Source organism: Streptomyces sp. NBC_00885 (assembly GCF_045207475.1).
Lineage (GTDB): Bacteria > Actinomycetota > Actinomycetes > Streptomycetales > Streptomycetaceae > Streptomyces.
Genome location: NZ_CP108796.1, coordinates 4,511,498 through 4,536,266, shown reverse-complemented (window position 1 = coordinate 4,536,266; position 24,769 = coordinate 4,511,498). Strand labels below are relative to the sequence as shown.

General features: G+C 69.7%; 29 protein-coding genes. 8 read left to right on the top strand and 21 right to left on the bottom strand.

Translation table 11 applies throughout. From position 1 onward, the window contains the following. Positions 1 to 37: 37 nt before the first annotated feature. Positions 38 to 2,428, top strand: a complete 2,391-nt coding sequence (locus OHA61_RS20620) for an ATP-binding cassette domain-containing protein (protein ID WP_406304254.1) — start codon at positions 38 to 40, stop codon at positions 2,426 to 2,428. Positions 2,429 to 2,469: 41 nt separating this feature from the next. Here the strand turns inward: OHA61_RS20620 and OHA61_RS20615 are convergent, their stop codons facing one another. Beyond that, the gene (locus OHA61_RS20615) at positions 2,470 to 3,048 is read right to left on the bottom strand and encodes a DinB family protein (protein ID WP_406307405.1); all 579 of its coding nucleotides are present in this window, start codon (positions 3,046 to 3,048) and stop codon (positions 2,470 to 2,472) included. A gap of 94 nt (positions 3,049 to 3,142) precedes the next feature. On the opposite strand from OHA61_RS20615, the gene OHA61_RS20610 reads away from it, so the two are divergent. Next, the gene (locus OHA61_RS20610; protein ID WP_406304253.1) at positions 3,143 to 4,159 is read left to right on the top strand and encodes a helix-turn-helix transcriptional regulator; all 1,017 of its coding nucleotides are present in this window, start codon (positions 3,143 to 3,145) and stop codon (positions 4,157 to 4,159) included. Positions 4,160 to 4,213: 54 nt separating this feature from the next. On the opposite strand, the gene OHA61_RS20605 is transcribed toward OHA61_RS20610, so the two are convergent. Further along, entirely contained in the window at positions 4,214 to 5,149 is a 936-nt protein-coding gene (locus OHA61_RS20605) for an NAD-dependent epimerase/dehydratase family protein (protein ID WP_406304252.1), read from the bottom strand. A gap of 63 nt (positions 5,150 to 5,212) precedes the next feature. Here OHA61_RS20605 and OHA61_RS20600 point away from each other — a divergent pair, with 63 nt between their 5' ends. Further along, on the top strand, positions 5,213 to 5,764 hold the full coding sequence (locus OHA61_RS20600) for a DinB family protein (protein ID WP_406304251.1): 552 nt from the start codon (positions 5,213 to 5,215) through the stop codon (positions 5,762 to 5,764). Positions 5,765 to 5,921: 157 nt separating this feature from the next. After that, positions 5,922 to 6,893 carry a zinc-binding dehydrogenase gene (locus tag OHA61_RS20595; RefSeq protein ID WP_406304250.1) on the top strand — a complete coding sequence of 324 codons (972 nt, stop codon included), beginning with the start codon at positions 5,922 to 5,924 and terminating at the stop codon, positions 6,891 to 6,893. A gap of 112 nt (positions 6,894 to 7,005) precedes the next feature. Here the strand turns inward: OHA61_RS20595 and OHA61_RS20590 are convergent, their stop codons facing one another. The 3 genes from OHA61_RS20590 to OHA61_RS20580 all read right to left on the bottom strand — a co-directional run bounded on the left by OHA61_RS20590 (position 7,006) and on the right by OHA61_RS20580 (position 10,153). After that, a complete protein-coding gene (locus OHA61_RS20590; protein WP_406304249.1) occupies positions 7,006 to 8,124 on the bottom strand; it encodes a phosphotransferase in 1,119 nt (372 codons plus the stop codon). Positions 8,125 to 8,392: 268 nt separating this feature from the next. Then, entirely contained in the window at positions 8,393 to 9,130 is a 738-nt protein-coding gene (locus tag OHA61_RS20585; RefSeq protein WP_406304248.1) for an HAD family hydrolase, read from the bottom strand. A 126-nt stretch (positions 9,131 to 9,256) separates the two neighbouring features. Next, entirely contained in the window at positions 9,257 to 10,153 is an 897-nt protein-coding gene (locus tag OHA61_RS20580; RefSeq protein ID WP_406304247.1) for a GntR family transcriptional regulator, read from the bottom strand. Positions 10,154 to 10,374: 221 nt separating this feature from the next. Between OHA61_RS20580 and OHA61_RS20575 the strand changes: the two genes are divergently transcribed. After that, positions 10,375 to 10,542, top strand: a complete 168-nt coding sequence (locus OHA61_RS20575; RefSeq protein ID WP_266481078.1) for a hypothetical protein — start codon at positions 10,375 to 10,377, stop codon at positions 10,540 to 10,542. A 27-nt stretch (positions 10,543 to 10,569) separates the two neighbouring features. Here the strand turns inward: OHA61_RS20575 and OHA61_RS20570 are convergent, their stop codons facing one another. Next, positions 10,570 to 11,814 carry a GNAT family N-acetyltransferase gene (locus tag OHA61_RS20570; RefSeq protein ID WP_406304246.1) on the bottom strand — a complete coding sequence of 415 codons (1,245 nt, stop codon included), beginning with the start codon at positions 11,812 to 11,814 and terminating at the stop codon, positions 10,570 to 10,572. Positions 11,815 to 11,985: 171 nt separating this feature from the next. Next, positions 11,986 to 12,606, bottom strand: coding sequence for a hypothetical protein (locus OHA61_RS20565; protein WP_406304245.1), 621 nt, complete (start codon positions 12,604 to 12,606; stop codon positions 11,986 to 11,988). A 148-nt stretch (positions 12,607 to 12,754) separates the two neighbouring features. Between OHA61_RS20565 and dtd the strand changes: the two genes are divergently transcribed. Next, entirely contained in the window at positions 12,755 to 13,180 is a 426-nt protein-coding gene (dtd, locus tag OHA61_RS20560) for a D-aminoacyl-tRNA deacylase (RefSeq protein WP_406304244.1), read from the top strand. A 21-nt stretch (positions 13,181 to 13,201) separates the two neighbouring features. On the opposite strand, the gene OHA61_RS20555 is transcribed toward dtd, so the two are convergent. The 6 genes from OHA61_RS20555 to OHA61_RS20530 all read right to left on the bottom strand — a co-directional run bounded on the left by OHA61_RS20555 (position 13,202) and on the right by OHA61_RS20530 (position 18,043). Next, complete coding sequence (locus tag OHA61_RS20555; protein WP_406304243.1) at positions 13,202 to 14,167, bottom strand: YgfZ/GcvT domain-containing protein; 966 nt, start codon at positions 14,165 to 14,167, stop codon at positions 13,202 to 13,204. 9 nt (positions 14,168 to 14,176) lie between these two features. Further along, entirely contained in the window at positions 14,177 to 14,614 is a 438-nt protein-coding gene (locus OHA61_RS20550) for a transcriptional repressor (protein ID WP_361907146.1), read from the bottom strand. 93 nt (positions 14,615 to 14,707) lie between these two features. Next, positions 14,708 to 15,280 (bottom strand): FABP family protein, encoded by a 573-nt coding sequence (locus tag OHA61_RS20545; RefSeq protein WP_324989063.1) that lies wholly within the window; start codon positions 15,278 to 15,280, stop codon positions 14,708 to 14,710. Between the two features lie 257 nt (positions 15,281 to 15,537). Beyond that, a complete protein-coding gene (locus OHA61_RS20540) occupies positions 15,538 to 16,545 on the bottom strand; it encodes a hypothetical protein (protein ID WP_406304242.1) in 1,008 nt (335 codons plus the stop codon). Continuing rightward, a complete protein-coding gene (locus tag OHA61_RS20535; RefSeq protein WP_406304241.1) occupies positions 16,542 to 17,348 on the bottom strand; it encodes a hypothetical protein in 807 nt (268 codons plus the stop codon). The genes OHA61_RS20540 and OHA61_RS20535 overlap by 4 nt, the downstream gene beginning before the upstream one ends. Continuing rightward, on the bottom strand, positions 17,345 to 18,043 hold the full coding sequence (locus tag OHA61_RS20530; protein WP_406304240.1) for a hypothetical protein: 699 nt from the start codon (positions 18,041 to 18,043) through the stop codon (positions 17,345 to 17,347). Before OHA61_RS20530 ends, OHA61_RS20535 begins: the two co-directional genes overlap by 4 nt. Positions 18,044 to 18,219: 176 nt before the next feature. Here OHA61_RS20530 and OHA61_RS20525 point away from each other — a divergent pair, with 176 nt between their 5' ends. After that, on the top strand, positions 18,220 to 18,582 hold the full coding sequence (locus OHA61_RS20525; RefSeq protein WP_361907136.1) for a DsrE family protein: 363 nt from the start codon (positions 18,220 to 18,222) through the stop codon (positions 18,580 to 18,582). A 38-nt stretch (positions 18,583 to 18,620) separates the two neighbouring features. Here OHA61_RS20525 and OHA61_RS20520 read toward each other — a convergent pair whose 3' ends face one another. The 8 genes from OHA61_RS20520 to OHA61_RS20485 form a co-directional block, all read right to left on the bottom strand. Continuing rightward, a complete protein-coding gene (locus OHA61_RS20520) occupies positions 18,621 to 18,878 on the bottom strand; it encodes a DUF3099 domain-containing protein (protein WP_361907134.1) in 258 nt (85 codons plus the stop codon). A 103-nt stretch (positions 18,879 to 18,981) separates the two neighbouring features. Next, positions 18,982 to 19,269 (bottom strand): DUF1416 domain-containing protein, encoded by a 288-nt coding sequence (locus OHA61_RS20515; RefSeq protein WP_142217934.1) that lies wholly within the window; start codon positions 19,267 to 19,269, stop codon positions 18,982 to 18,984. A 43-nt stretch (positions 19,270 to 19,312) separates the two neighbouring features. Continuing rightward, entirely contained in the window at positions 19,313 to 20,158 is an 846-nt protein-coding gene (locus tag OHA61_RS20510; protein WP_361907132.1) for a sulfurtransferase, read from the bottom strand. A 141-nt stretch (positions 20,159 to 20,299) separates the two neighbouring features. Then, entirely contained in the window at positions 20,300 to 20,380 is an 81-nt protein-coding gene (locus OHA61_RS20505) for a putative leader peptide (RefSeq protein WP_363051509.1), read from the bottom strand. 242 nt (positions 20,381 to 20,622) lie between these two features. Further along, positions 20,623 to 21,372 carry a DUF2993 domain-containing protein gene (locus OHA61_RS20500; protein WP_406304239.1) on the bottom strand — a complete coding sequence of 250 codons (750 nt, stop codon included), beginning with the start codon at positions 21,370 to 21,372 and terminating at the stop codon, positions 20,623 to 20,625. 152 nt (positions 21,373 to 21,524) lie between these two features. Further along, the gene (locus OHA61_RS20495; protein ID WP_406304238.1) at positions 21,525 to 22,712 is read right to left on the bottom strand and encodes a hypothetical protein; all 1,188 of its coding nucleotides are present in this window, start codon (positions 22,710 to 22,712) and stop codon (positions 21,525 to 21,527) included. Next, positions 22,648 to 22,902 (bottom strand): MoaD/ThiS family protein, encoded by a 255-nt coding sequence (locus tag OHA61_RS20490; RefSeq protein ID WP_324974813.1) that lies wholly within the window; start codon positions 22,900 to 22,902, stop codon positions 22,648 to 22,650. The genes OHA61_RS20495 and OHA61_RS20490 overlap by 65 nt, the downstream gene beginning before the upstream one ends. Before the next feature lie 33 nt (positions 22,903 to 22,935). Continuing rightward, positions 22,936 to 23,742, bottom strand: a complete 807-nt coding sequence (locus OHA61_RS20485; RefSeq protein WP_406304237.1) for an alpha/beta hydrolase family protein — start codon at positions 23,740 to 23,742, stop codon at positions 22,936 to 22,938. Between the two features lie 219 nt (positions 23,743 to 23,961). On the opposite strand from OHA61_RS20485, the gene OHA61_RS20480 reads away from it, so the two are divergent. Continuing rightward, a complete protein-coding gene (locus OHA61_RS20480) occupies positions 23,962 to 24,765 on the top strand; it encodes a response regulator transcription factor (protein WP_324974807.1) in 804 nt (267 codons plus the stop codon). Positions 24,766 to 24,769: the final 4 nt, after the last annotated feature.

Below are 24,769 nucleotides of genomic sequence, written 5' to 3'. Positions count from 1 at the left end.
CCCGAACGCGGCTCCGCGCACCACAGATGGAGACACGATGAGCATGGCCACGAGGACGGACACGCAGTCGCCTGCGCTGCACGCTGCCGACAGCCACGATCTGATCCGCGTGCACGGCGCGCGCGTGAACAACCTCAAGGACATCAGCATCGAGATCCCGAAGCGCCGGCTGACGGTGTGCACCGGCGTCTCCGGCTCGGGCAAGAGCTCGCTGGTGTTCGCCACGATAGCCGCCGAGTCGCAGCGGATGATCAACGAGACCTACAGCACCTTCGTGCAGGGTTTCATGCCGACGCTGGCGCGGCCCGAGGTCGACGTACTCGAAGGGCTGACCACCGCGATCATCGTCGACCAGCAGCGGATGGGCGCCGACGCCCGCTCCACGGTCGGCACCGCCACCGACGCCAACGCGATGCTGCGCATCCTCTTCAGCCGGCTCGGGAAGCCGCACATCGGCTCGGCCAAGGCCTTCTCCTTCAACGTCGCCTCGATCAGTGGAGCGGGTGCGGTCACCGTGGAGCGCGCCGGACGGACCGTGAAGGAGCGTCGCGCGTTCAGCATCACCGGCGGCATGTGCCCGCGCTGCGAGGGCCGGGGGTCGGTCACCGACTTCGACCTGTCCCAGTTGTACGACGACAGCAAGTCGCTCAACGAGGGTGCGCTCACGATCCCCGGCTACAGCGTCGACGGCTGGTACGGCCGCATCTTCAGCGGCTGCGGTTTCTTCGACCCGGACAAGCCGATCCGCAAGTTCACCAAGCGAGAGCTGCACGACCTCCTCTACAAGGAGCCGACCAAGATCAAGGTCGACAACATCAACCTGACGTACGAGGGTCTGATCCCGAAGATCCAGAAGTCGATGCTGTCCAAGGACATCGACGCGCTGCAGCCGCACATCCGGGCGTTCGTGGAGCGGGCGATGACGTTCTCCGCCTGCCCCGATTGCGGCGGCACCCGGCTCAGCGAGGGCGCTCGATCGTCGAAGATCGACGGGATCAGCATCGCCGACGCCTGCGCGATGCAGATCAGCGACCTCGCCGAGTGGGTGCGGGGCCTGGACGACCCGTCGGTGGCGCCGCTCCTGACGGCGCTGCAGCAGACGCTCGACTCGTTCGTGGAGATCGGTCTCGGCTATCTCTCGCTCGACCGGTCCTCGGGCACGCTGTCGGGCGGCGAGGCGCAGCGCGTCAAGATGATCCGCCACCTCGGTTCCTCGCTCACCGACGTCACCTACGTCTTCGACGAGCCGACCATCGGGCTGCACCCGCACGACATCCAGCGGATGAACGGCCTGCTGCTGCGGCTGCGGGACAAGGGCAACACGGTGCTGGTCGTCGAGCACAAGCCCGAGGCCATCGCGATCGCCGACCACATCGTCGACCTGGGCCCCGGCGCCGGTTCGGCGGGCGGGACCGTCTGCTTCGAGGGGACCGTTGAGGGACTGCGGGCCAGCGGCACCGTCACCGGCCGCCATTTCGACGACCGGGCCGCCCTCAAGGAGGCGGTGCGAAAGCCCACGGGCACGCTGGAGATCCGCGGCGCGACCTCCCACAACCTGCAGGACGTGGATGTCGACATCCCGCTCGGGGTGCTGTGCGTCGTCACCGGCGTCGCCGGCTCCGGCAAGAGCTCTCTGATCCATGGCTCCGTTCCCGCCTCGGCGGGCGTGGTGTCGGTCGACCAGGTACCCATCCGCGGCTCGCGACGGAGCAACCCGGCGACGTACACCGGACTGCTCGACCCGATCCGCAAGGCGTTCGCCAAGGCCAACGGCGTGAAGCCGGCGCTGTTCAGCGCCAACTCGGAGGGCGCCTGCCCCACCTGCAACGGCGCCGGCGTCATCTACACCGACCTGGCGATGATGGCCGGCGTCGCCACCACCTGCGAGGAGTGCGAGGGGAAGCGGTTCCAGGCAGCGGTGCTGGACTACCACCTCGGCGGCCGCGACATCAGCGAGGTGCTCGCGATGTCGGTCACGGAGGCCGAGGAGTTCTTCGGCGACGGTGAGGCGCGCACGCCGGCCGCACACCGCATCCTCGGCCGGCTCGCCGACGTCGGGCTCGGCTACCTCAACATCGGCCAGCCGCTCACCACGCTGTCCGGCGGCGAGCGGCAGCGGCTCAAGCTGGCCACGCACATGGCCGAGAAGGGCGGCGTCTACGTCCTCGACGAGCCGACCGCCGGCCTGCATCTCGCCGACGTCGAGCAGCTGCTCGGCCTGCTCGACCGGCTCGTGGACTCCGGCAAGTCGGTCGTCGTCATCGAGCACCACCAGGCGGTCATGGCGCACGCCGACTGGATCGTCGACCTCGGCCCCGGCGCCGGTCACGACGGCGGCCGGATCGTCTTCGAGGGCACACCCGCCGATCTCGTCGCCGCCCGCTCCACCCTCACCGGCGAGCACCTCGCGGCCTACGTCGGCACCTGACCGGGAGCCTCTCAGGGACACCCGAGAGGCCCCGGCACCGCTCAGGTCGACTTCTGGCCGTCGAGCGTCTCGCGCAGGATGTCCGCGTGCCCGGCGTGCTGGGCGGTCTCGGCGATGACGTGCATCAGCACCCGGCGCACGCTGCGTACCGCTCCGGGCTCGTTCCAGGGCGCCTCCGGCAGCGGGTGCGTCGCCGACAGGTCGGGCAGGGAGGCGATGATCTCCTCGCTCCGGGCGGCGACCTGCTCGTAACGCGCGACGATCCCGGGAAGCGTCTCGCCGGGCAGGATCCGGAAGTTGTTCTGGTGGTCGATCGCCCACTGCGGGAACTCGCGTGCCGTACCGGCCGTGAGGTCGGCCCAGGTGACACCGTCGGGCAGGTCGTAACGCATGGCCGACGGGCCATCGACCACGAAGCGCATCCAGCCCTCCTCGACGGACGCGACATGCTTGATCAGCCCGCCCAGGCACAGCGCGCTGACCGTCGGATGCTCGCCGGCCTGATCGTCGCCGAGCCCGCGGACGGTGGTGGTCAGAGCGGTTCGCGCGGTCGCGAGCTGGGCGAGCAGGTCGGCCCGTTCGGCATCGGCAGTTGAAAGTGGCGTGGCGGTCACGGTGATCGGGCCCTTCCGGTCGTTCTCGTTGTCTGGCACCGGACGACCTTCGCAGGGGAAGCGGCCAGGTTGTGGCCGCTTCTCGGGGCACCATGGAGTCATGCCGAAGACCTCAGCGCGACTGCTCTCGATGCTCTCGCTGCTCCAGGCGCGCAGGGACTGGCCCGGCGCACTGCTGGCCGAGCGGCTGGACATCAGCCCGCGCACCGTGCGCCGCGATGTCGACCGCCTGCGCGAACTCGGCTATCCCATCGTGGCGTTCAAGGGCCCCGACGGCGGGTACAGGCTCGACGCCGGTACGGAACTGCCCCCGTTGCTGTTCGACGACGAGCAGGCCGTCGCCCTCGCCGTCGCCCTCCAGATCGCGACCACCACCGGCGCCGGCATCGGGGAAGCCGCGGCACGCGCGCTGAACACCGTCCGGCAGGTCATGCCCGCCCGGCTGCGCCGCCGCATCGACACCCTCCAGGTCACCGCCGTCGAGCGGCCCGCGATCCAGCCGAAGCCGCAGGTCGACAGCAGCGTGCTCATGACGCTCAGCGCCACCGTCCACGCCTGCGAGGTGCTGCGCTTCGACTACGCCCCCGCATCGTCGCCGGGAGCCGCCGACGACGATCGGCCGGATTCCCCTCCGCGCCGGGTGCAGCCCCACCACCTCGTCACCTGGGGCGGGCGCTGGTATCTCGTCGCCTGGGACCTCGACCGCGAGGACTGGCGCACCTTCCGCGCGGACCGGATCACCCCGCGCACGCCTACGGGCCCCCGCTTCACCCCGCACGAACTGCCCGGAGGTGAGGTGGCCGCCTTCGTCGCGGGCAGGTTCCAGGGCTCCGACGGCTCGGGCGACTGGCCCTGCCGCGGCGAGGTGATCCTCGACCTGCCCGCCGCGGTCGTGTCCCGCTACACCCAGGACGGAGTGGTAGAGGAACTCGGCCCGGACCGCTGCCGGCTCGTACTGGGCTCGTGGTCATGGCCCGGCCTGGCCGCCGCCATCGGCAGGTTCGACACCGCCATCGAGGTCGTCGGCCCGGCCGAGCTCAGGGACGCCTTCGCGCACCTGGCCCGCCGCTACGCCGACGCGGCAAGGGACGCACCCGCGCCGACCCGGATCCCATGAGCCTGGCGATCCCGAACGGCAGCGGCTTCAGCTCCTGGAACCCCTCGGGCAGGGTCACCCGAGGCTCTCGCGGAAGCCCTGCCGCCACGACGGATAGCGCAGCTCCCAGCCGAGCTCCCGCTTGGCCTTGGCGTTGGAGAAGCCGCGCCCCTCGGTCATCATCGTGACGACCAATTCCCCGGCCACCAGCCGGGCCAGCCACTTGGGGACCCGCATCGGCCGCTTCGCCCCCGCGCACTCGGCCAGATAAGGCAGCCACTCGCCGGCCGGGGCCGGTTCGTCGTCGGCAATGCAGAACACACCCTTCGCCTTCTGCTCAACGGCCAGCACGGTGGCGCTCGCCGCGTCGTCGAGATGCACCCACGAGGTGTAGCCGGTACCGCCCCCGACGAGCGGGAACTGCCGCTTGCGCACGAACGTGACCATGTCGTCGGTGGCGCCCGGCCCGTAGAACCCGCCGTAACGCAGGGCCGCGCCACCGGCCCTGACGACCGCGTCCTCGAGGTGGACGATCGCTTCCGCCGCCGTGCGGAACTTGCCCGTCTCCTGGGGCAGCGGGTCCTCCTCGGTCTTCACCCATCCACCCTCGCGGATGCCGTTCCAGATGCCGGCGCTCTGCGCGACGACATGGGGGACGCCGGTGGCCTCGGCCGCGGCCAGCAGGTGGTCCGTCCCCTCGGAGCGCAGCCGATTGGTGGTGGCGAAGAACCGGTCGAAGTGCCTCATATCTGGCTTTCCGGCGTGCGCCGCGGAAATGGCGGTCATCTGGTTCACGATCGTGTCCGGCCGGGCAGCCGCCACGGCTTCGGCGACCGACGCCGCATCCAGCCCGTCCATCACGACGCCATCCGCGCCCATCTCCTCCAGCAAGCCCAGCTTGGCCGCGCTCGTCGTCGTAGCCGTCACCTGGTAGCCCCGGGCCACGAGCTGCGGCACCAGCCGCCGCCCCATGACCCCGGTCCCGCCTGCCACGAACACCCGCATGACCATCACCTTCCTGATTTCGGAGAATGTCTCTGAGACTGGGACGAGACAGCCCCGCCGTCTTGTGACATGCGAGGCAACGAAGCGCCCCCGCGCCGTCGAAGGGAATCCGCAGTGACCGTCGAACGAATCGGCCCGCCCCTCACCGGAGGCGAGCGCGAGACGCTCCGGGCCTTTCTGGACTTCCACCGCGCGACACTCGCCATGAAGTGCGAGGGCCTCACCGACGAGGAACTGCGCAAGCAGTCGATGCCGCCGTCGACGCTCTCGCTGCTCGGGCTGGTTCGGCACATGGCCGAGGTGGAGCGCGCGTGGTTCCGCCGGGTGATCAACGGCGAGGACATACCGCTCGTCTGGTCGGACAAGGACGACTACCAGGTGGCGTACGACGCGAGCGCGTCCACCCGCTCGGAGGCGTTCGACGCCTGGCAGTCGGAGGTCGAGCACGCGCGCCGGATCGAGGCGCGGGCCGAGTCGCTGGAGGTGACCGGCTACCAGGCCAGATGGAGTGAGCACGTGTCGCTGCGGCTGGTGATGCTGCATCTGATCCACGAATACGCCCGCCACAACGGCCACGCCGACTTCCTGCGGGAAGGCATCGACGGGACCGTCGGGGCCTGATCGCCGTTACCGGCCCAGTTCGGCCGGCAGCGGGCGACTGTGCAGGACGTCGAGCCGCGACACCGACCGAGCGTACGCAGCCACCGGGCTGGGCTTGACCTCAATCGCACATGAGGTTTCAGACTTCCAGCAGTTGTCGACTTGGGGAGCGAAATTCATGCGCGTGGCACTGGTCAAGGAATTCGGCGGCCCGGAGGTACTGGTCACCGCAGAGGTACCCGATCCGGTGGCGGGTCCGGGCGAGGTGGTCGTGGTGGTTTCTGCCGTGGACACGATCTTCGTGGAGACACAGGTCCGGTCCGGCAGCTTCGGCGAGCACTTCCCGGTCCAGCCGCCGTACGTGCCCGGCGGCGGCATCGCCGGGACGGTGCGCGCGGTCGGCGAGCGGGTGGACGGTGCGTGGCTCGGCCGTCGGGTGATCACGTCGCTCGGCTTCAGCGGCGGTTACGCCGAGCAGGCGGCGGCCTCCGCGGCCAAGCTCGTCGCCGTCCCCGACGGCCTCGGGCTGCAGGAGGCGGCCGCCCTGGTTCATGACGGCGTCACCGCGGCCGCACTCATGGAGTCGACCGGCCTCGGCGCCGGCGACCGGGTGCTGATCCTGGGAGCGTCGGGCGGCATGGGCACACTGCTGGTCCAGCTGGCGAAGGCCGCCGGGGCGATGGTCGTCGGCGTGGCCCGGGGCGAGCGGAAGACGTCCCTGGTACGGGAGTTGGGCGCGGACGCGGTCGTCGACGCGACGGACCCCGAGTGGCTCGCACAGGCCCGCACGGCGCTGGGTCCGGCGGGCGCGGATGTGGTCCTCGACGGCGTCGGCGGCGCCCTCGGCCTGGCGGCCTTCCCCCTGACGGCGGATGGCGGCCGCTTCTCGGCGCACGGCGCGCCCACGGGCGGCTTCGCCCCGGTGGACGCGGCGGAGGCGGAGCGCCGGGGCATCAAACTGCTCGGCATCGGCGACGTACAGCTGACGGACGAGGCGTACGTACGGCTGGCGGCAAAGGCGCTCGGGGAGGCCGCGTCGGGGCGCCTGCGACCGGTGATCGGCGGCACGTTCCCGCTGACGCGGGCGGCTCAGGCGCATGAGGCGATCGAGGGGCGGGGGCTGCGGGGCAAGGTGCTGCTGACGACGTGAGGGGACGGCACCGGTGGCGCTCACGCGATCGCCGGTGCCGTTCAGAGTCCGTACGGCGTGAACGTGTTGCGGCCAACTTGCCTGCCCCGCAGCCGTTCGCGCCGGCAGATTCCTAAGCTCGTGGAGACGCGGACCGATCCGCCGGCAACCGGAACCAGCTCGTGTACGCGGACACCACCTGCCGGAGCGTCGGCACGCTCGTCAGCTCCAGCGGGTCCCTCGCCGCCGCCAGAGCCCGGCGGATCTTCCACGCCGCGCGCGGCAGTGCCCGCCAGTTCGGATCCGTGCGCGGACCCAAGGCTTCCGCCGTGCGGATGACGTCGGTGAAGACGGACTGGGTCCGCTTATAGGCGAGCAGGCGTGGCAGGTCCTGCTGCCACGCTGCCGAGCTACCCGGGCGCGCGGCCTCCACCTCCTGCGCCCACAGCTCGGCGATACGAGTCTCCTCGCGCGGCGAGTAGCGCATGAGATGGAGATGGGTGGCCAGGTCGTAGAGCGGATCGCCGATCATGGCGAGCTCCCAGTCGATGGTCCACAGGTCGCCCGCCGTGTCGACGATGAAGTTGTGGCGGTGCAGATCGCCGTGAATCAGGGTGAAGGGGCGGCTCGTGAGCAGCCTGGCCGATTCTCCGAGGCCCGCCAGCGCCCCTCTGCGTACGCCGAGTTCCTCGAAGAGCGTGCCGTACCGCTCGGCGTTGTCGTCGTAGACCCTTTGCCCGGTGAAGTCGATCAGCCGGCTCAGGAACGCGGCCGAGTCGTCGTCGCACGCGGGCCGCTGTCCGTCGGTGTCGCACGTACGCGGCACGTCCTTGAGCTCGTCGACCTTGATGGTGACCAGTTCCCGGAAGAGCCGGCGCAGTTGAAGGACGTGGCCGGCGGAGAGAGAGCGGCCCGGCAGCTGCCAGCGGCCGAGGGTCCTGCCCTCGATGAATCCCTGCAGATAGACGTTCTCCCCGACCTCCACGATCTCCGGAATACGGTGGATCCGGTCCTGGAGCGCCACCAGCAGACGGTCTTCGGAAGTGAAACACCGCCGGTCGAACCAGAGCACCCCGGGACGCGGCGCACGGAATTTGCCGCGTGCGTAGCGGGCACTCAGGACGTTCTCCTCGGGCAGCGGCAAGGCATACGTCTCGTGGTGATAGCCCTTGAGCGGCCCCACGATTCCCCGGGCGCCACCGCTCAGCCCGGCGGCTTGCCGGTGAATCTCTGACGCCGTATGGCCTGCCATGGCTGATGCCCTTGGTGTTCCGGATCAGGAAGTGATTCGAGGAACGTACCCTTCCGGCCGGTGTTTCCGGGGGATGTTTACGGCGATGTCACTCGCCCACAACCAACTGATCCGCCCTGGGTGACCGGCACGTTTCGAAATGTAGCCAGGACTGCTCGAAGACGCCTTGACCGGGCCGTCCCCACAGTGAAACTACTGCAGCCGTCCAACTCTCGTCAGTTGGTCGGCAGCATTGGCCAACTTTCGATGGGCTCCAGGCACTTGGCGGTCAGTCCCTCCCGTGGGCCAGGGCGTCGAGAACCGGCAGCAGCTCCGACATGGTGGCAACGATCGCCTTGTCCTTGGCCCCCGCCCTGCGAAGCGGCCCACGCTTCGACTCGTCGCGCGCGTATCCGAGGAAGGGGACGCCGAGTGTGGAGGCGGCCCGACAGTCAGCTGCCGAATCCCCGATCATCAGGGACTCGGCAGCGGTGGAACCGGTCGTGTCCAGTGCCCGCCTGAGGCAGTCGGGGTCCGGTTTCATGAGTGTCGGATCCGGCTTGCGACCGTGAATGTGCTCGCCGAAGAGATCCGAAAGGCCGGTGCGCTCGAGATAGCTCCGCACCGCGCGCTCGGAGTTGTTCGTCGTGACGGCGAGCCGGAATCCGGCCGCACCGAGCCGGCGTATCAGCAGGTCGGCGTCTTCCGTCGGCTCCGCCGTCAGTGTCGCCCGCAACTCCTGCGAGGTCAGCTGCTGCTCCATTTCCTTCACCAGGTCGCTGTCCGGGTACATGAGCGCTGCGGCGCTCAGCAGCGCGAGCGGATCATCGACGGAACCCGCTTCCACCACCACGTCACCCGGGACGTTCCGCGCCGCCCAGATCCGGAGCTCGGCAGCGATACCGGAGGCCGGATGCCCGTCGAAGAGATGGCAGACCGGCCCGTCGAAGTCGAAGAGAACGCACTTGGCGGCGCCGAAGAGGCCGACCAGGTCCCCGGTCAGGTCGGTCACGTCCGATTCAGTCACGTCGCTCCGTCCGTCGCGGCAGAGGGCGGCGTGCCGATGCCACCACTCCCCATACTGCCCGCAACCGCCCTCAGCGGTCGGGCAGTTGGCGGGGAGCGAGCGGAAGGCCCACAGCAGTGGCGCCGATCAGCTGCCCAGGGTGATTCCCTTGGCGAGCGTGCCCCACAGCCCGTCGAACCACGCCTGCGCCTGCGTCACGAAGGCCTCGTCCCGTGCCCCTCCTCCCAGCCCGAACGGGAAGAGCATCGAGTTGCTTCCGAGCACGTCGAAGATCTCCAGGGGTGTGTCGTCGATCTGCTCCTCCCGCTTGGTGACGGTGTAGAACGCGAACAGCGCCTCGGAGCCGTTCAGCAGATAGAGCTTCACGGGCGGGGTGAACGGCAGCGCCCTGAGCGTCACCTCGACGTCGATGCCGCGGGTGCTGCGCAGGGCGCGCAGGCTGTGGCGCAGGACGGCGCCGTGGTTGTTGCGCAGCGACAGCCAGTGATCGTGGACCAGTTGGCCGTCTCCGGACTCCTCCTCCGCCGGGCGGGGAAAGGCGAGGTCCAGGTCGCGCGAGGGCACCATCACCCGGACCTTCACGGTCTCGGGCGTGATCCGGCCCGAGCGGATGAGCTGCAGCGGCTCGGCGAGTGCCATGTTGAGGGACTCCGCGGTCAGCGAGACCGCGTCGATACGGACGTGGGGTTTCTCGAACGCCTCGATGAGGCGGGGCCCGAGTCCGGCGGCCGTCTGCTGGGGCTCCTCCACAGCGGGGTCCGCCTCGGGCGGGAGTGCGATCCGGGCGGGAGCGCCCTTGACGGCAGCGGTGAGCAGGCCGGCCTCGCGCAACAGATCAAGCGCCTGGCGCACAGCGCGTCGCTCCACGCCGAACTCTTCGGCCAGGCTCTCCTGGGTCGGCATCCGCTCACCGCTCTTCAGCCGCCGGGAGCGGATGCGTTCGGTCAGGATCTCTGCCACCTCGGCGGGCGAGGGGCGCTTCCTGACGCCGTTCACTGCAGCGTGCTCATGGGTCACAAACAAAACGCTACAACTTCTGGCTAACTAGCGGGAGTTCCCCGGAAGTTGTTTATGAACTGCAACCAAGAGGGGACAACTTCATTGAAGTTGGTCGCCAACTCGTCCAACCTGGCGAAGCGCCACCGCACTTCCCTGCTCGCCCGTCCACCGTCGTACGGGTGTCGCGCGCGGATCCGTCCGCATCCCTTGTGCCGCTCCACTCCCCACCTTGAGGAGGGATCGCCGTGCCCTTGATCACTCTTGTCATCGAGCAGTATGTGCAGTGGCGCTTCGGCGCCATGGCTGCGCTGGGACTCGCCCTGCTGGCCGCCGGACTGAAGACAGAGAACGCCACCTGCGCAGGAATCGGCGGCCTCCTGCTGGTGGCGCCCGCCGTGAGCGCCGGACCCTGACCCGCGCCCTGACCACCCGCCCGGACGTCAGAACACGTCCGGGCACCAGGGCCGCCGCGACGTACGGAACAACCCGTCCGCCACGGCCGCCGCGCCCGGCGTCCCCTCGGCCGCCAGACCCAGTGCCGACAGCCTGACCGCCGACTCGTCACCCAGGTACAGCGCACCCAACTCCCGTACATCCAGGGTCAGATCGGGCGACTCGACCGACGGGGCGCACACCGCCCCCTCGGGTGAGGCGTCCAGCCGGAAGGTGCCGCCCGCCAGGCCCGCGGAGTCCTGGACGTCCAAGACAAGGGTCGCGGCGGCGGCGTATGTGCGCGCCTCCAGGGCCCGTACGACATCCAGGATCCGCACCCACAGGAAGTCCGCGTGCGTCAGGATCCGTGCCGCGCGCGGGTCCGGGAGCAGCAGCGGGAGCAGGTCGTCCGGAGCGCGAAAGCCCGACTTGACCGTGGCTATCCAGTCGACCGAGCAGACGTAGTGCCACAGCGCACGCTCCGCCGCAGGCGTCAACGCCAGCAGCTCGCGCACCGTCGCGGTGTTCAGCGGCTGCTTGGCGTCACCCCACATGTCGTCCGCCTCGTAGACCAGCAGGCCCTCGATCTCCCCGGACACGGAGCGGTAGACCGCGTAGTACGGCTCCGTCCAGGGCTGGCCGGGCAGCTGCACCTGGCCCGTGTTCAACTGCCACCACCACTCGTTGCGGCTCACCGCGCCCGGCTGCACGGCCGCCAGCCGCGCATGCAGTTCCGGGCCGAGTTTGCGTACGTCGGCGGCGTCCACGAGGTCGATGCGGCCACCGTCGGACGGGCCCGACCAGCGGGGGTCGAGGCCCGTGCGCGGTACGTCGACCGCCCATTCGGTTATCCAGGCGGCGGGGCCGAAGCCATAGCGTCCGTATATCGGATACTCCGCGGCGATCAGCGTGGACACGACGTCGCCGCGGTCCTTCGCCTCGGCGAGGTCCGCGGCCATCATGCGGCTGAGCAGGCCACGGCGGCGGTGGGTGGGTGAGACCGTGACGTTCGAGACGGCGCTCGCCGGGAGCGCGGCGCCGCCCACGGTCGTGAGCTGCTGCGCGACGGAGCGGAACGTCGCCACACAGCGGCCTTCGTCGAACGCGCCGCGCACCCGCGCGAGGTCGGTGTGCGGCCGGCGCGATGCGACCTCCTCGTCCGAGATCACCGGCGGCCGCAGAAAGCCGGTGTTCAGTGCCCGCAGCCAGTCGGGGTACTCGGTCTCGGTGATGACGCGGGTTTCGACGCTCATGCGAACCACGCTAGGCCGAACGCCGACCGGCCCGCATCCGAGTTTCCACAGCCCCGGTATGACGAGAAGACCGCGCGGATCGCGCCGACCGCCACGTACTCGGGGTGGAGCTCATGGCCGGCCTTCCGGGGCGCGGGCCGGCTCCCGGAAGACTCGGTGCGATCAGTCGCTTCAGGTGAGTAGGTCGTCCACTTGCGCTTCGCCCTCACGGTACCTGCGGGCGATCTCGGCGCTGCAGTCGTCCGCGGTCCGCTGCAGCAGCTGGCGGCGGCGGGAGACCTGCTGTTCGTAGCGGATCAGCCGTCCCATCGCGGCGTGCAGCTCCTCGTCCGTGCGGGCGTCGAGGTCCGAAAGCTCGACATCAGCGAGCATGTCGGCGGCCAGGCGCCGGTACTCCTCGTTGTGCGGCGTCGAGAGCGTGACATGGCGCGCGGAGGAGCGATGCCGCGACGGCGCGTCGGCCAGGATCTCCGACAGCCGGTCGACGACCGGGGACTCAGGGAGGACCGGCGTCACCGGATCTCTGCGCCGGGCCAGCTCGGCCCGCAGGATGTCGATCCGTCCCTGCAGCAGCCGTCGTACGTAGCTCAGATCCGCCTCGTCGCGATGCGAGTCACGGCGCAGGGTGCGCAGCTCGGGCAGCCGAAGGGCGGGAAGGTCGTACTCCTGAGGCTCCGGCAGGGCGCCGGAGATGCGCTGCACGGGCGGCCGCACCGCACACGTCGTTCCGACCGGAGATGCAGGTGTGGATACGGGACCGGGCAGCGGCTGCCCGGCGCCAGATGTGCTCATATGCGTGTGTCCGTCCCCTCGACCGGTGCATGTGGTCTCCCCGGGCCCGGAGGGCCTGGGGGAAGCACCGTCTTGGTGCATCGTGCCACTCCCTGCGCATCTGACGCAGGTGCTCTGCACCCGTTCAGCCCCAGATAGGTTGGTCTGTATGCGTGCGGTGGTGCAGAGGGTGGACGGCGCGAGCGTCGTCGTGGCGGGCGAGACGGTCGGCGAGATCGTCGGCGAAGGACTGTGTGTGCTGGTGGGAGTCACCCACGAGGACACCCGGGAGAAGGCGGCGCAGCTGGCCCGCAAGCTCTGGTCGGTGCGGATCCTGGAGGGCGAGAAGTCCTGCTCGGACGTGAACGCGCCCTTGCTGGTGATTTCGCAGTTCACTCTCTACGGGGACGCCCGTAAGGGCCGACGCCCCACCTGGAACGCGGCCGCGCCCGGCGATGTGGCCGAGCCGCTGGTCGACGATGTGGTGGCGCAGCTGCGGGCACTGGGCGCGACCGTGCGGACGGGCCGGTTCGGGGCGGACATGCTCGTCTCGCTCACGAACCACGGCCCGTTCACGGTGATCATCGAGGTCTAGGCGTACTGATTCAGACCGGGGCTACGGCTCGACGACGAGTTCCTGCGCCGCCGCCGTGTCTCCGGCCAGCAGTTGCGCGTCCATCGGCACATTGCGCTTGACCAGCGCCAGCGCGATCGGGCCGAGTTCGTGGTGGCGGGCGGACGTGGTCACAAAGCCCAGCTGGCGGCCCTCCGCGCCTTCCGACGCGAGCCGGAGCGGGGTGCCGTGGGGCGGCAGGTGCACGTCGCTGCCGTCCAGGTGGAGAAAGACCAGGCGACGCGGCGGCTTCCCCAGGTTGTGGACACGCGCGACGGTCTCCTGACCGCGGTAGCAGCCCTTCTGGAGGTGGACCGCGCTGCCGATCCAGCCCAGCTCGTGCGGGATGGTGCGGTGGTCGGTCTCGAAGCCGAGGCGGGGGCGGTGGGTCTCGATGCGCAGTGCCTCGTACGCCAGGATCCCGGCGGCCGGGCCGTTCTGTGCCGCGTACGACTCCAGGCCGACGCGCGGCAGGAACAGATCGCGGCCGTGCGCGGTCTCCCGTACGACCACGCCCTCGGGCGCCTTGGCGATGGAGCCGGCGGGCAGATGCACCACGGCGAACTCCTCGGTGCGGTCCGCCACTTCGACCCGGTAGAAGAACTTCATCGACTCCAGATAGCCGATCAGCGCCTCCTGCGTGCCGGGCTCCACGTGCGCCCAGACCGTCTCACCGTCGTCGACGAGATACAGCGCGTGCTCGATGTGGCCGTGCGCGGAGAGGATCAACGCCTCGGTGGCCTGCCCCGGCGGGAGCTCGCTCACATGCTGGGTGAGCAGCAGATGCAGCCAGCTCAGGCGGTCGTCGCCGGTGACGGTGACGACACCGCGGTGCGAGAGATCGACGAGGCCGGTGCCGTCCGCGAGGGCACGCTGTTCGCGGAACAGATCGCCGTAGTGCGCGGCGACTCCTTCGTCATGTCCTTCGGCGGCGACAGCACCCGGGAGGGACAGCAGAGGGCTTTTCATGCGGTAAGCCTACGACTCGGTAGCCGGCGCCTCGGCGGTGCACGTCTCACAGCGGCCGAAGATCGCGAAATGCTTCATGTCCGTCTCGAAGCCGAAGGTGTCGCGCAGCTTCGCGGTGAAGTCCGCCGCGACCTCGACATCCGCCTCGATCACATTCGTACAGTCCCGGCAGACCAGGTGGATGTGATGGTGGCGGTCGGCGAGGTGGTAGGTGGGGGCGCCGTGGCCGAGGTGGGCGTGGGAGACCAGGTCGAGCTCTTCGAGGAGCTCCAGCGTGCGGTAGACGGTGGAGATGTTCACGCCGGACGCGGTCCTGCGCACCTCGGAGAGGATGTCGTCGGGCGTCGCGTGCTCAAGCTTGTCGACAGCTTCGAGGACAAGCTGGCGCTGCGGGGTCAGCCGGTAGCCGCGCTGCCGCAGGTCGCTCTTCCAGTCGGTGCTCACCACGGGTCCAGTGTAGGCGGGGCACCGCCGCGGACGGGCTGCGTCCACAGAGGCAGCCCTGGCCGCGGGCCAGGGCCACCGGGAAGAGACTTCGGGTTACTTGAAGAACGCGATGCCGTCGTCGGGGAGGTCGCCGAGGTCCTTGGCCCACGCCGCGACCTGCTCCGGGGAGACGACCTTCTTCAGATGCGCCGACATGTACGGCCGCAGCGGGACCTCCGGCGTGGACTTCTCGCCCACCCACATCAGGTCGCCCTTCACATAGCCGTAGAGCCGCTTGCCACCGCTGTACGGGCCGGACGCCTGGGTGCGCGCCACCGCGTCCGTCACCAGGTCGATCTGCGGCTTCTGGTCGGCGAGCTCGCCGTACCAGACCTCGACGACGCCCTGGTCACGGACCATGACGATCTCTACCTTGCGGTCGGAGTCGATGCGCCAGAAGCCGGACTCGGACTCCAGGGGCTTGACCTTGTTGCCCTCGGCGTCGAGGACCCAGGAGTGGGAGACGTACTCGACGAAGTCCCGGCCGTCGTGGCTGAAGGTGACGGACTGGCCGAAGTTGCACTTCTCGGCCCCCGGGAAATCGGAAACGCCCACACCCTCCCAGGTACCGAGGAGGAAGGCGAGGGGGACGAGGTCCGGGTTCAGGTCGGACGGAATCTCGATCATGAGCAGCTCTGGCGATCTGTAGATATACGGGTGTGACTAGCGCTGACCCTGGTACAGCTTCTTCACGGCCAGACCGGTGAAGGCGAGGACGCCGACGCAGACCAGGACCAGCAGGGCTTCGAAGAATGCCTCAAGCACGGGGTGCTCCTCGGATGAGCGGGTGGGCAGTAAAGGGCCGGAGCCCAGCCTAATGGGTGGGCGCCCGGCCCTCTGCCTGAGGTGCGGCCAGCGGTCCAGCACGCCGGCGCGCTGCCGCTCTAACCGAGGAGCTGGTTCTGCAGGACGACGGTCTGGTGGAAGGGGACGGCGGCGGCCGTGCCCTTCCTCGACTGGACGATCAGCGCGATCGTGTCGCCCGCCGTGATGTACGCGTGCCGGACGTGAAGGGGGCCACGGGGTGCCGCCTCGTCGTACACAACGTGCTCCGTCGAGGGGACCATCACTACGGACGGGTACGCCTCGTCGAACGGCGCGTTCTCCTCCACCCCGATGACCGGACGGGTGGCATCCAGGTCCCCTCCGAGGTGATTGACGAAGAACGAGTCGGCGAAGGCGGACGACCGGAAGCGCACCAGGTAGATCCGGGTCGACGTGGAGTCCGGCATGGTCCAGCCGCGGGCCGCGATGTCGAGCAGACCGTCGTCGGTAAGGTCCTGCTTCATGTCGGCCCGGTCCTCCTCGGGGTACTCCGCGAGGAAACGGTCCGCCGACACCAGGTTCTTGCCGCCGCCCGCCGCCGGGACGGCCTTCGCGCCCTCGGGCGCCGGAAGCAGCAGCGCGCTCAGGCTCGCGTAGTGGATCCGGCCGGTGTTGCCCTTGTCGAACGGCAGCTCGGCACCTGCCGGAAGCACCGGCATCGTCAGCTTCGGATAGACCCAGCGGCCGTCGTTCTTGGTGCTGAGGCCGGGGACGTCGGTACGGGTCTGCTCGGTGATGCCGTACGCGACACCGGCACCGAGGGAGCCGAAGACGAGCACGGCGGCGGTCCAGCGGAGCGCGGCACGCAGCCCCCGGCGCTCGCTCTTGGGCGCGGGCTCCGGCGAGGCTGCGGTAGCGGTCGCAGCCGCCGGGACCGCCTCGGGCGCGGGCCCGGGCACCGCCTCGGGCGCGGGCCCGGGCACCGCCTCGGGCGCGGGCCCGGGCACCGCCTCGGGTTCAGTCGCGGACACCGCCTCGGGCTCGGGCTCGGGCACCGCCTCGGGCTCGGGCTCGGGTGCCTCCGGCAGCGGGGGCATCTGCGGCGTCTCAGGCATCTGGCCGGTCACACGGACTCCCCGGGAGACTTCAGTAGGTCGAGCTGCTTGGAGAGCATCGTCGCTGCCTCAATGGTGTTGAGCGGCTTGACGCCGTACGCGGTCGCGCTCACCAGGACATCGCCCTGGTAGGCGCTGCAGAACATGGCGTCGAGCTTTTCCTTGGAGTTCTTGGGCATCAGGAAGCATCGGGCGTTCTTGTAGCCCTGGATCGCCGGGCCCTTGCGGAAGATGCCGAGAGCGCTCGCGAACTCGGTCTGGAAGTTGGCCAGTTCGCGGCCCTTCCCGGCGTTCTGGATCTGCGCGAGCCGCGTCTCGATGACGAGAGAGCCGTCCCCGATCCGGTAGCTGCGCATCGCGACACCCTGCAGCTTCAGCTTGTCGACAGCCTTGTTGCTCTTGTTGCGCTGGGCGGAGGGCAGATCGCGCGCGCCCTCCTTGAACACGGCGATGGCCTGCCTCTTGTTGAGGACGACGTCATTCCCGTACTCGCCGATGTCCGGGCCCAGTTCGTAGCCGTGCGGCACCGGCAGCAGACTGGCGGCGAGTCCCTCGGGCTGCGCGGCCTTCGCGTTACCCGCTGCTGCCCCGCCCTTCGGATCCGCCCACACGACGGTGGGCGCTGTGCGGTCGGCTTCGCCGAGCCTGTCCAGTGCCAGGACGCTGCCGCCCGCGACGACCGCGAGGGCGAGCACCGCACAACCGCCCACGACCAGCCTGCGGTTGATGCGGCGGGGCTCCTTGGGGGTGGCGAGGATTTCCGGGGCCGATTCCCCGGCCTCCGACGTCCCAGGGGTGGCCGGCTGCTCGGTCACAGGCGCTCCAGCTGCTGCTTGGCGAGGGACATCACGGCCTTCGCGGAGACCTTGCGGGTGTTGTTCAAGTATCTGATCTCCATGACGACATCACCGCGCTGGGCGATGACCCTGGCCTCGTAGAGCGGCTCGTATCCCGCCTGGCGGAACGGCTTGTCGTAGACGTAGACCCGTCCGTTGCCGCTGCCGGGGATGGGCTCGCCGGTGTTTCCGGCGTAGTCGTCCAAGGACATGTAGGCCTGCTGGCCGATGCCCCAGTCGCGGGCGGCGAGGATGTCGTCGTCGCGGAACTGGATCAGGTTGACGGTGACGAAGACCTCGCCACGCTCCTCCCAGGAGGTCGTCGCGATCCGGCGGGGATCGTCGCTCACCATGTCCGCGAACATACGGTCCGGCTTTTTGTAGCCCTGCGCGAACTCCACGAGGCTCGTCCAGCCCTCGGACAGCGACTTGTCGGCCTTGGCGCCTTTCGGCTTCTTCAGCAGCAGCTTGCGCAGATCACCGTCGGTCTTGACCCGGCGGTGCACATTGACCGACTGCGCGGTGGTGCCCGGGCCCGCCGGAACGGTCTTCGCATCACGCAGGTCAGGCTGCGACAGCGGCGGCGGCGGGGTCGGTTCACGGTCGAACTGCACGGCGTAACCGGTGACCACACCGGCGACCACACCGAGCACCGCCGCGCCCGCGATCAGCAAGGTCGTACGGCCCCGCCTGCGCGGCGGGCGCGGCGGTTTCTGCCGCTCAGGACAAATTTCTGGCGTTTCCAAAAGGGTCCCCCCACGGGACATGAGACACAGATCCCGTTACCTGTGCACAGCACAGACCACCGAGGTACGGACGGGGTTGTGCCGGCCGGGATTACAGTTCGGGCATGTCGAAAAAGCTCGTGATCAAGGTGACCGCCGGCGCCGACGCGCCCGAACGCTGCTCGCAGGCCTTCACGGTGGCGGCCGTCGCCGTCGCCAGCGGCGTGGAGGTGTCGCTCTGGCTGACCGGCGAGTCCTCATGGTTCGCGCTGCCGGGCAGGGCGGCGGAGTTCGAGCTGCCGCATGCGGCGCCGCTGCCCGATCTGATCGAGTCGATCCTGGCGGCGGGACAGATCACGCTCTGCACACAGTGCGCGGCCCGGCGGGACATCACGGAGAAGGATGTGCTCGACGGCGTACGGATCGCGGGCGCGCAGGTCTTCGTCAGCGAGATCATGCCGGACGGCGTCCAGGCGCTCGTCTACTGAGGGCTGGTGACGGCTGCTGAACGAGCGCCGGACAGCCTCTAGTGACGCTTCTTGCCGTCGAGCTCGTCCCACCACTCGTCGGACTTCGGATCCCCGGACGGGTCGTCCCACCAGCGATCCTCGGGCCCGCGCGCATTGGCGACCATCGCGGCGACCGGCGGGATGACCATGGCGACGACGCACATGCCGACGGCGGCGGGGATCGACCACAGCCGCACGAAGGCCCAGGCGGACACGAACAGGACCAGGCATCCGCCCATCAGCAGGAAGTAGGCGTGACGGCGCCGCGCGTACATACCTTCAGCGTACGGCCGGAAACGGAACGACCGAAGGGCCGCACCCGTTCCAGGTAAGCGTCCAACCCCCTGGGGTGCGGCCCTTCGGCCAGTACGAGATGACTCAGACGGCGATGGCCACCTCAGCCAGGCCACCGGTCTGCGCGACGACCGTACGGTCCGCCGTGGCGCCCGGGACGAGCGCGCGCACCGTCCACGTGCCCTCGGCCGCGTAGAAGCGGAACTGTCCGGTCGCCGAGGTCGGGACCTCGGCGGTGAACTCACCGGTCGAGTCCAGCAGGCGCACGTAGCCGGTGACGGGCTCGCCGTCGCGGGTCACACTGCCCTGGATGGTCGTCTCGCCGGGCTTGATCGTCGAAGCGTCGGGGCCGCCGGCCTTTGCTCCACACATAGAGGCTGTCCTTCGTGAGCGGGGGAGGGAGGGGAGAGAGGGATTACTTGTTGGCGCCGAGCTCGATCGGCACACCGACGAGGGAGCCGTACTCGGTCCAGGAGCCGTCGTAGTTCTTGACGTTCTGGACGCCGAGCAGCTCGTGCAGGACGAACCAGGTCAGCGCGGAGCGCTCACCGATGCGGCAGTACGCGATGGTGTCCTTCGCCAGGTCGACCTGCTCCTCGGCGTAGAGCGCCTTGAGCTCGTCGTCCGACTTGAAGGTGCCGTCGTCGTTGGCGTTCTTGGACCACGGGATGTTGCGCGCGGACGGGATGTGGCCCGGACGCTGCGACTGCTCCTGCGGGAGGTGCGCCGGGGCGAGCAGCTTGCCGCTGAACTCGTCGGGCGAGCGCACGTCGACCAGGTTCAGACTGCCGATCGCGGCGACGGCGTCGTCGCGGAAGGCGCGGATGGAGGTGTCCTGGGCCTTGGCCTTGTACTCGGTGGCCGGGCGGCCGGGAACCTCGGAGCCGTCGACCAGGTCGCGGGAGTCGAGCTCCCACTTCTTGCGGCCACCGTCGAGGAGCTTGACGCTGTCGTGGCCGTAGAGCTTGAAGTACCAGTAGGCGTACGAGGCGAACCAGTTGTTGTTGCCGCCGTAGAGGACGACGGTGTCGTCGTTGGCGATGCCCTTCGCCGAGAGGAGCTTCTCAAAGCCCTCCTGGTCGACGAAGTCACGGCGGACCGGATCCTGGAGGTCGCTCTTCCAGTCGATCCGGACGGCGTTCTTGATGTGGTTCTTGTCGTACGCGGAGGTGTCCTCGTCGACCTCGACGATGACGACCTTCGGGTCCTCGATGTGGGCCTCGACCCAGTCGGCGTCTACCAGGACGTCGCTGCGGCTCATGCTCTTTCTCCTCCGGGGCAGGTGCGGCGGGTGATGCGAAGAGAGGGTGTGCAGGTAGGCGCAGCGCGCGGCTTACCGGCACGAGGGGCGGCCCTGACAACACGTCGAAGGGCTCGGGGGATACGGGAGTCGGGCTCCCGCTCAGAAGGTGCGACAGAGCATGGCGGCGACGCGGCACAGGTCTACTGCCCGCCGCTTCGTGAGTTCCGCCTGTCGCTTCATGCGTCCGATCGTAGGGACGGTTCGGCCGCCATGTCACCGGCGTGTCGGATGTTGAGACGCGATCGTCCACTATGCGGAACGATCCGCGCCCCGGACGGCTCCGGCCCGCCCCGGCGGCGGAATCCGTCCGCGTTCTTTCTGCTCAGCGGACAGGGGTGTCTCACCATGCGGCCGGGGTGTACGCGGTCCGCCGGTATTTCCGGCCTTCGGTCGTGTCCTCACAACGCTGGACAGGCTGGAATTCAGCCCGCCAGGGAGACGTTCGTGCCCCTGCCCGAGAAGTGCAGGCCCGCGTCCGTCGCCTGGACCTTGTCCAGCTTGATGCTGGACGGCATCCCGGCGATCTTCAGGTCGTAGTCGATGACCTGCCGCAGCTTCTTGTCGAAGCCCGGCAGCGGCAGCCTCGGCAGCGACTCGGCCTTCAGCTGGACCGTGCTGCCGCCCGTGAGCCCGACGGTGCTGTACGCGGTGACCGTGCGGCCCTTGAGCAGGCCCTTGAACGCGCCGGGCACGTTGATGCCCGCGCCCTCCAGCAGGTCGGTGAGCGGCCCGGTGACCTTGACCTGGCCCTTCGCGGCCCGCTCGGGTCCCGCGTAGCTGACGGTGGCGCCCTGGGGCGCGGCCTTCGTCAGATCGGCGTAGGAGATCCGGGCGGAGCCGTCGGCCCGGTCCGCGACGGCGGAGGAGAAGCTGCTGTCGATCTTCACGCTGCGCAGCTCGGCCCTGACCTCGGTGACGTTGACCGAGCGGCCGCCCGCGCTGGCCGTGATGCCGGCGAGGCTGACGTCGACCTCGTCGAGTTCCTTGCCCACGACCTGGGTGAGGAAGGGGAAGCCCTTGATCGAGATCTCGGGAGTCGAGCTCAGCCCCTGACTGCTCTTGATCTTGTCGGCCGCCTCGGACTCGGCCATGTTCACCGCGATCCGGTCCGCGGCGACGAAGATGCCGCCGAGGATCACGACGACGATCAGCAGTATTCGCAGTGCGCGCATTGCTCGGTGTCCCCCACCCTGTCCGTCCGGCCCCCCGTGACGCCGCGAGCCTAGACCAGTGCGGACGACGCCTTCTGTCGAATGATCGACGATTGGCGCAGGGGCATTGGTTCCTGGCCGGGGGCACCACACAGGTCACACCCGGGCGCTGCTCACACCAGCGCGCGGCCGATCAGGTAGACGGCGGGGGCCGCGGCGGTCAGGGGCAGGGCCACACCCGCCGTCAGGTGGACGAAGCGGGAGGGGTAGTCGTAGCTCGCGACCCGCAGTCCGACCAGCGCGCAGACACCCGCGACGAGGCCGAGCAGCGCGCCCTCGGCGCCGATACCGGTCAGACCTCCGCCCGCGATGCCGGCGCCTGCCGAGGCCAGCAGCGTGAGCAGGACGGATGCGACACCCGGCAGGGGCAGCGCGCGGGCCAGGACGGTGACGGCGACCGCGATCCCGCCGATGACCACGGCGTCCTCAGCGGCGGCGAGATGCCCGGTGGCAAGGATGGCGAGCGCGGCCGATGCGACGGTCGCCATCAGGCCGTACATCCGCTCGTCGGCGCCAGCGTGGCTGCGCAGCTGCAGTACGAGCGTGAGCAGCACCCAGACGCCGAGCGTGCCGATGATCGCGGCGGGCGCGTGCTCGCGGCCGACGGACAGCAGTACGGCGTCGGCGGCGAGGCCGCCGGCGAAGGCGAGCGCGATGCCCTGCCGGGCGGGCCACATGCCGTTCAGCCGGAACCAGCCTGCGGCGGTGAGCGCCTGGAGCAGGACGAGCGGCACGAGCAGGGCGTACGGGCCGACGGCCGCGCACACCGCGAACAGCATTCCGAGGGCGGCGGTCAGCCCTGCGGGCTGCATACCCGGCGGGATGATCGGCGAGCGTCCCTCGGCGCGGGCGCGCTGGGCGTCGGTGATCCGGGCGTTGCCGAGGGTGGTGGGGGCGCTGTATCCGTCGGCGGCGGGCGGCGCGTACGCAGCCGCGGGTTCGGGCTCCGGGGCCGGGGCCTCCGGCGGCAGCGGGTAGGCGGCCTGCGGCGGCAGATACGCGGCCTCCGGGGCGGCGGGGTGCACGGGCTGCGCGGGGTGCACGACCGGCTGGTACTGCGTGTCCCAGGTCTCGGCCTCCCAGGTCTGCGTGGCGCCCGAGTCGTAGACCGGCTGCTGGTAGGGGTCCTGGTACTGCTGATGCGGATACGGCTGTTGCTCCGGGTACGGCTGCTGTTCCGGGTACGGCTGTTGCTGCCCGTAGGGATACTGCTGATCGCTGCTCATGTTGCGCGCTTCACCCTCCTGCGAACGGCGGGAGCACCTCGACCGTGCCGCCCTCGGCAAGCCGTACGGTCTCATGGCCGCGGGTTCCGACGGGGTCACCGTCGACGAGGAAGGAACACCGTTGCAGTACGCGCGTCAGTTCTCCGGGGTGTCGTTCGCGCACGGCATCGAGTGCCTCGGCGAGCGTTCGGGCCGCGTACGGCTCCTCCGCGACTCCGGCCGCTGACTTGGCCGCGGCCCAGTAGCGGATCGTTCCCGCTGCCATGACGGCACTCCTTTCGTCGGCTTCCATGATGGGCTACGCGCGGATCAGCCAGTCGGCGAGGCGGGCCAGCAGCTCCTCGTCGGCCGCGTTCTCGGCATGTCCCATGCCCGGCTCCAGCCACAGTTCGGCGTCACCCGCCGCGGCCAGCATCCGGGGGTGGTCGACCGGGAAATACGGGCCGCGGTCGCCGTGGACGATCAGCAGCGGCGTCGGGGCGATGAGCGGCACGGACTCCACCGGGGAGAGCGGGACCGGGTCCCAGACCTCGGGATGGATTCGGGTGGCAAGGCCGTAGCGGCCGACGAGCCGGCCGAGCGGACGCGTAACCACCCAGTGCAGCCGTCGCATAGGGGCCGTACCGCGGTAATACCAACGAGCGGGAGCACTGACGGCGGCGACCGCGTCCGTGCGCGCCTCCTTGCGCCCCTCGTGCATCGCCGCGTGCCGCAGCACTACGGAGCCGCCCATCGAGAAACCGGCCGTCACCACCCGGGTGTGACCGAGTCCACGCGCCCACTCGACCGCGGCAGCGAGATCGAGCACCTCACGGTCGCCGACCGTGGAGCGTCCGCCGGAGCCTCCGTGGCCCCGGAACGAGAAGGTGACCACGGCGGCACGCTGGGCGAACACACGCGCGGCACGGCGTACGGACGGCCGGTCCACGGACCCCGTGAAACCGTGCGCGATGACGATCGCGGTCGCGCTGACACCCGTGCTGCACGGCTCGTACACAGCCTCGATACGGACGCCGTCTGCGGTCCGCAGGATTGCGCGTCGAGGACCGTCAGTGGTCGAGGAAGCGTCCGAACTGTGAAATGGACCCTCTGACAGGGGACTCATGTGGGTTATTCTGCTGGGCAGAGGATCCGGGCAACGAAGCCCCCGGGTCCTTTTGTGTTTCCCGGCCGTTGTTACAGGCAGGTGAACAGAGGCTCTCAGGGCGCGGGAGCCATCGTACGAAGCAGTGCCGCAACGTCCTCGCAGGGACCGAGGAGGAACCGACGTTATGGGCGAGCGAACCGTGCACAACCGCAGGACGACCCGGGCAGGTGGGGCGCGATGAGCTCTCTGCTGCTCCTGACCAATGCCCTCCAGCCGTCGACGGAGGTGCTTCCCGCCCTCGGACTGCTCTTGCACAACGTCCGGGTGGCCCCGGCCGAAGGACCGGCTCTCGTCGACACCCCCGGTGCCGATGTGATCCTGGTCGACGGCCGCCGCGATCTGCCGCAGGTGCGGTCGCTGTGCCAGCTGCTGCGGTCCACCGGACCCGGCTGTCCGCTGATCCTCGTCGTGACCGAGGGCGGTCTCGCGGCCGTCACCGCGGACTGGGGCATCGACGATGTGCTTCTCGACACAGCGGGTCCCGCCGAGGTCGAGGCGCGGCTGCGGCTGGCGATGGGCCGACAGCAGATCACCTCGGACGACTCCCCCATGGAGATCCGCAACGGCGATCTGTCGGTGGACGAGGCGACCTACAGCGCGAAGCTGAAGGGCCGGGTCCTGGATCTGACCTTCAAGGAGTTCGAGCTCCTGAAGTACCTCGCGCAGCACCCGGGGCGCGTCTTCACCCGCGCGCAGCTCCTCCAGGAGGTCTGGGGCTACGACTACTTCGGCGGTACGCGCACGGTGGACGTGCACGTACGTCGGCTGCGCGCGAAGCTCGGCCCGGAGCACGAGTCGCTGATCGGAACCGTCCGCAACGTGGGCTACCGCTTCGTCACGCCCGAGAAGGTCGAACGCGCGTCGGAGGAGGCCAAGGCGAAGGCTGCGGCCGCGCTCGCCCGTACGGCGGCGGAACCCGTAGTCCGTACGGACGAACCGGTCGAGGAGCATGAAGCAGCCGTACGCCCTGCCCAGAGGTAGGTCA

What these genes read in the sequence shown, in the direction of transcription:
- OHA61_RS20620 (WP_406304254.1), top strand. Translation starts at nt 38, where the DNA reads ATGAGCATGGCCACGAGGACGGACACGCAGTCGCCTGCGCTGCACGCT.
- OHA61_RS20610 (WP_406304253.1), top strand. Translation starts at nt 3,143, where the DNA reads ATGCCGAAGACCTCAGCGCGACTGCTCTCGATGCTCTCGCTGCTCCAG.
- OHA61_RS20605 (WP_406304252.1), bottom strand. Translation starts at nt 5,149, where the DNA reads ATGGTCATGCGGGTGTTCGTGGCAGGCGGGACCGGGGTCATGGGGCGG.
- OHA61_RS20600 (WP_406304251.1), top strand. Translation starts at nt 5,213, where the DNA reads ATGCGAGGCAACGAAGCGCCCCCGCGCCGTCGAAGGGAATCCGCAGTG.
- OHA61_RS20595 (WP_406304250.1), top strand. Translation starts at nt 5,922, where the DNA reads ATGCGCGTGGCACTGGTCAAGGAATTCGGCGGCCCGGAGGTACTGGTC.
- OHA61_RS20590 (WP_406304249.1), bottom strand. Translation starts at nt 8,124, where the DNA reads ATGGCAGGCCATACGGCGTCAGAGATTCACCGGCAAGCCGCCGGGCTG.
- OHA61_RS20570 (WP_406304246.1), bottom strand. Translation starts at nt 11,814, where the DNA reads ATGAGCGTCGAAACCCGCGTCATCACCGAGACCGAGTACCCCGACTGG.
- OHA61_RS20565 (WP_406304245.1), bottom strand. Translation starts at nt 12,606, where the DNA reads ATGAGCACATCTGGCGCCGGGCAGCCGCTGCCCGGTCCCGTATCCACA.
- dtd (WP_406304244.1), top strand. Translation starts at nt 12,755, where the DNA reads ATGCGTGCGGTGGTGCAGAGGGTGGACGGCGCGAGCGTCGTCGTGGCG.
- OHA61_RS20555 (WP_406304243.1), bottom strand. Translation starts at nt 14,167, where the DNA reads ATGAAAAGCCCTCTGCTGTCCCTCCCGGGTGCTGTCGCCGCCGAAGGA.
- OHA61_RS20545 (WP_324989063.1), bottom strand. Translation starts at nt 15,280, where the DNA reads ATGATCGAGATTCCGTCCGACCTGAACCCGGACCTCGTCCCCCTCGCC.
- OHA61_RS20525 (WP_361907136.1), top strand. Translation starts at nt 18,220, where the DNA reads ATGTCGAAAAAGCTCGTGATCAAGGTGACCGCCGGCGCCGACGCGCCC.
- OHA61_RS20520 (WP_361907134.1), bottom strand. Translation starts at nt 18,878, where the DNA reads ATGTACGCGCGGCGCCGTCACGCCTACTTCCTGCTGATGGGCGGATGC.
- OHA61_RS20515 (WP_142217934.1), bottom strand. Translation starts at nt 19,269, where the DNA reads ATGTGTGGAGCAAAGGCCGGCGGCCCCGACGCTTCGACGATCAAGCCC.
- OHA61_RS20510 (WP_361907132.1), bottom strand. Translation starts at nt 20,158, where the DNA reads ATGAGCCGCAGCGACGTCCTGGTAGACGCCGACTGGGTCGAGGCCCAC.
- OHA61_RS20505 (WP_363051509.1), bottom strand. Translation starts at nt 20,380, where the DNA reads ATGAAGCGACAGGCGGAACTCACGAAGCGGCGGGCAGTAGACCTGTGC.
- OHA61_RS20500 (WP_406304239.1), bottom strand. Translation starts at nt 21,372, where the DNA reads ATGCGCGCACTGCGAATACTGCTGATCGTCGTCGTGATCCTCGGCGGC.
- OHA61_RS20495 (WP_406304238.1), bottom strand. Translation starts at nt 22,712, where the DNA reads ATGAGACCGTACGGCTTGCCGAGGGCGGCACGGTCGAGGTGCTCCCGC.
- OHA61_RS20490 (WP_324974813.1), bottom strand. Translation starts at nt 22,902, where the DNA reads ATGGCAGCGGGAACGATCCGCTACTGGGCCGCGGCCAAGTCAGCGGCC.
- OHA61_RS20485 (WP_406304237.1), bottom strand. Translation starts at nt 23,742, where the DNA reads ATGAGTCCCCTGTCAGAGGGTCCATTTCACAGTTCGGACGCTTCCTCG.
- OHA61_RS20480 (WP_324974807.1), top strand. Translation starts at nt 23,962, where the DNA reads ATGAGCTCTCTGCTGCTCCTGACCAATGCCCTCCAGCCGTCGACGGAG.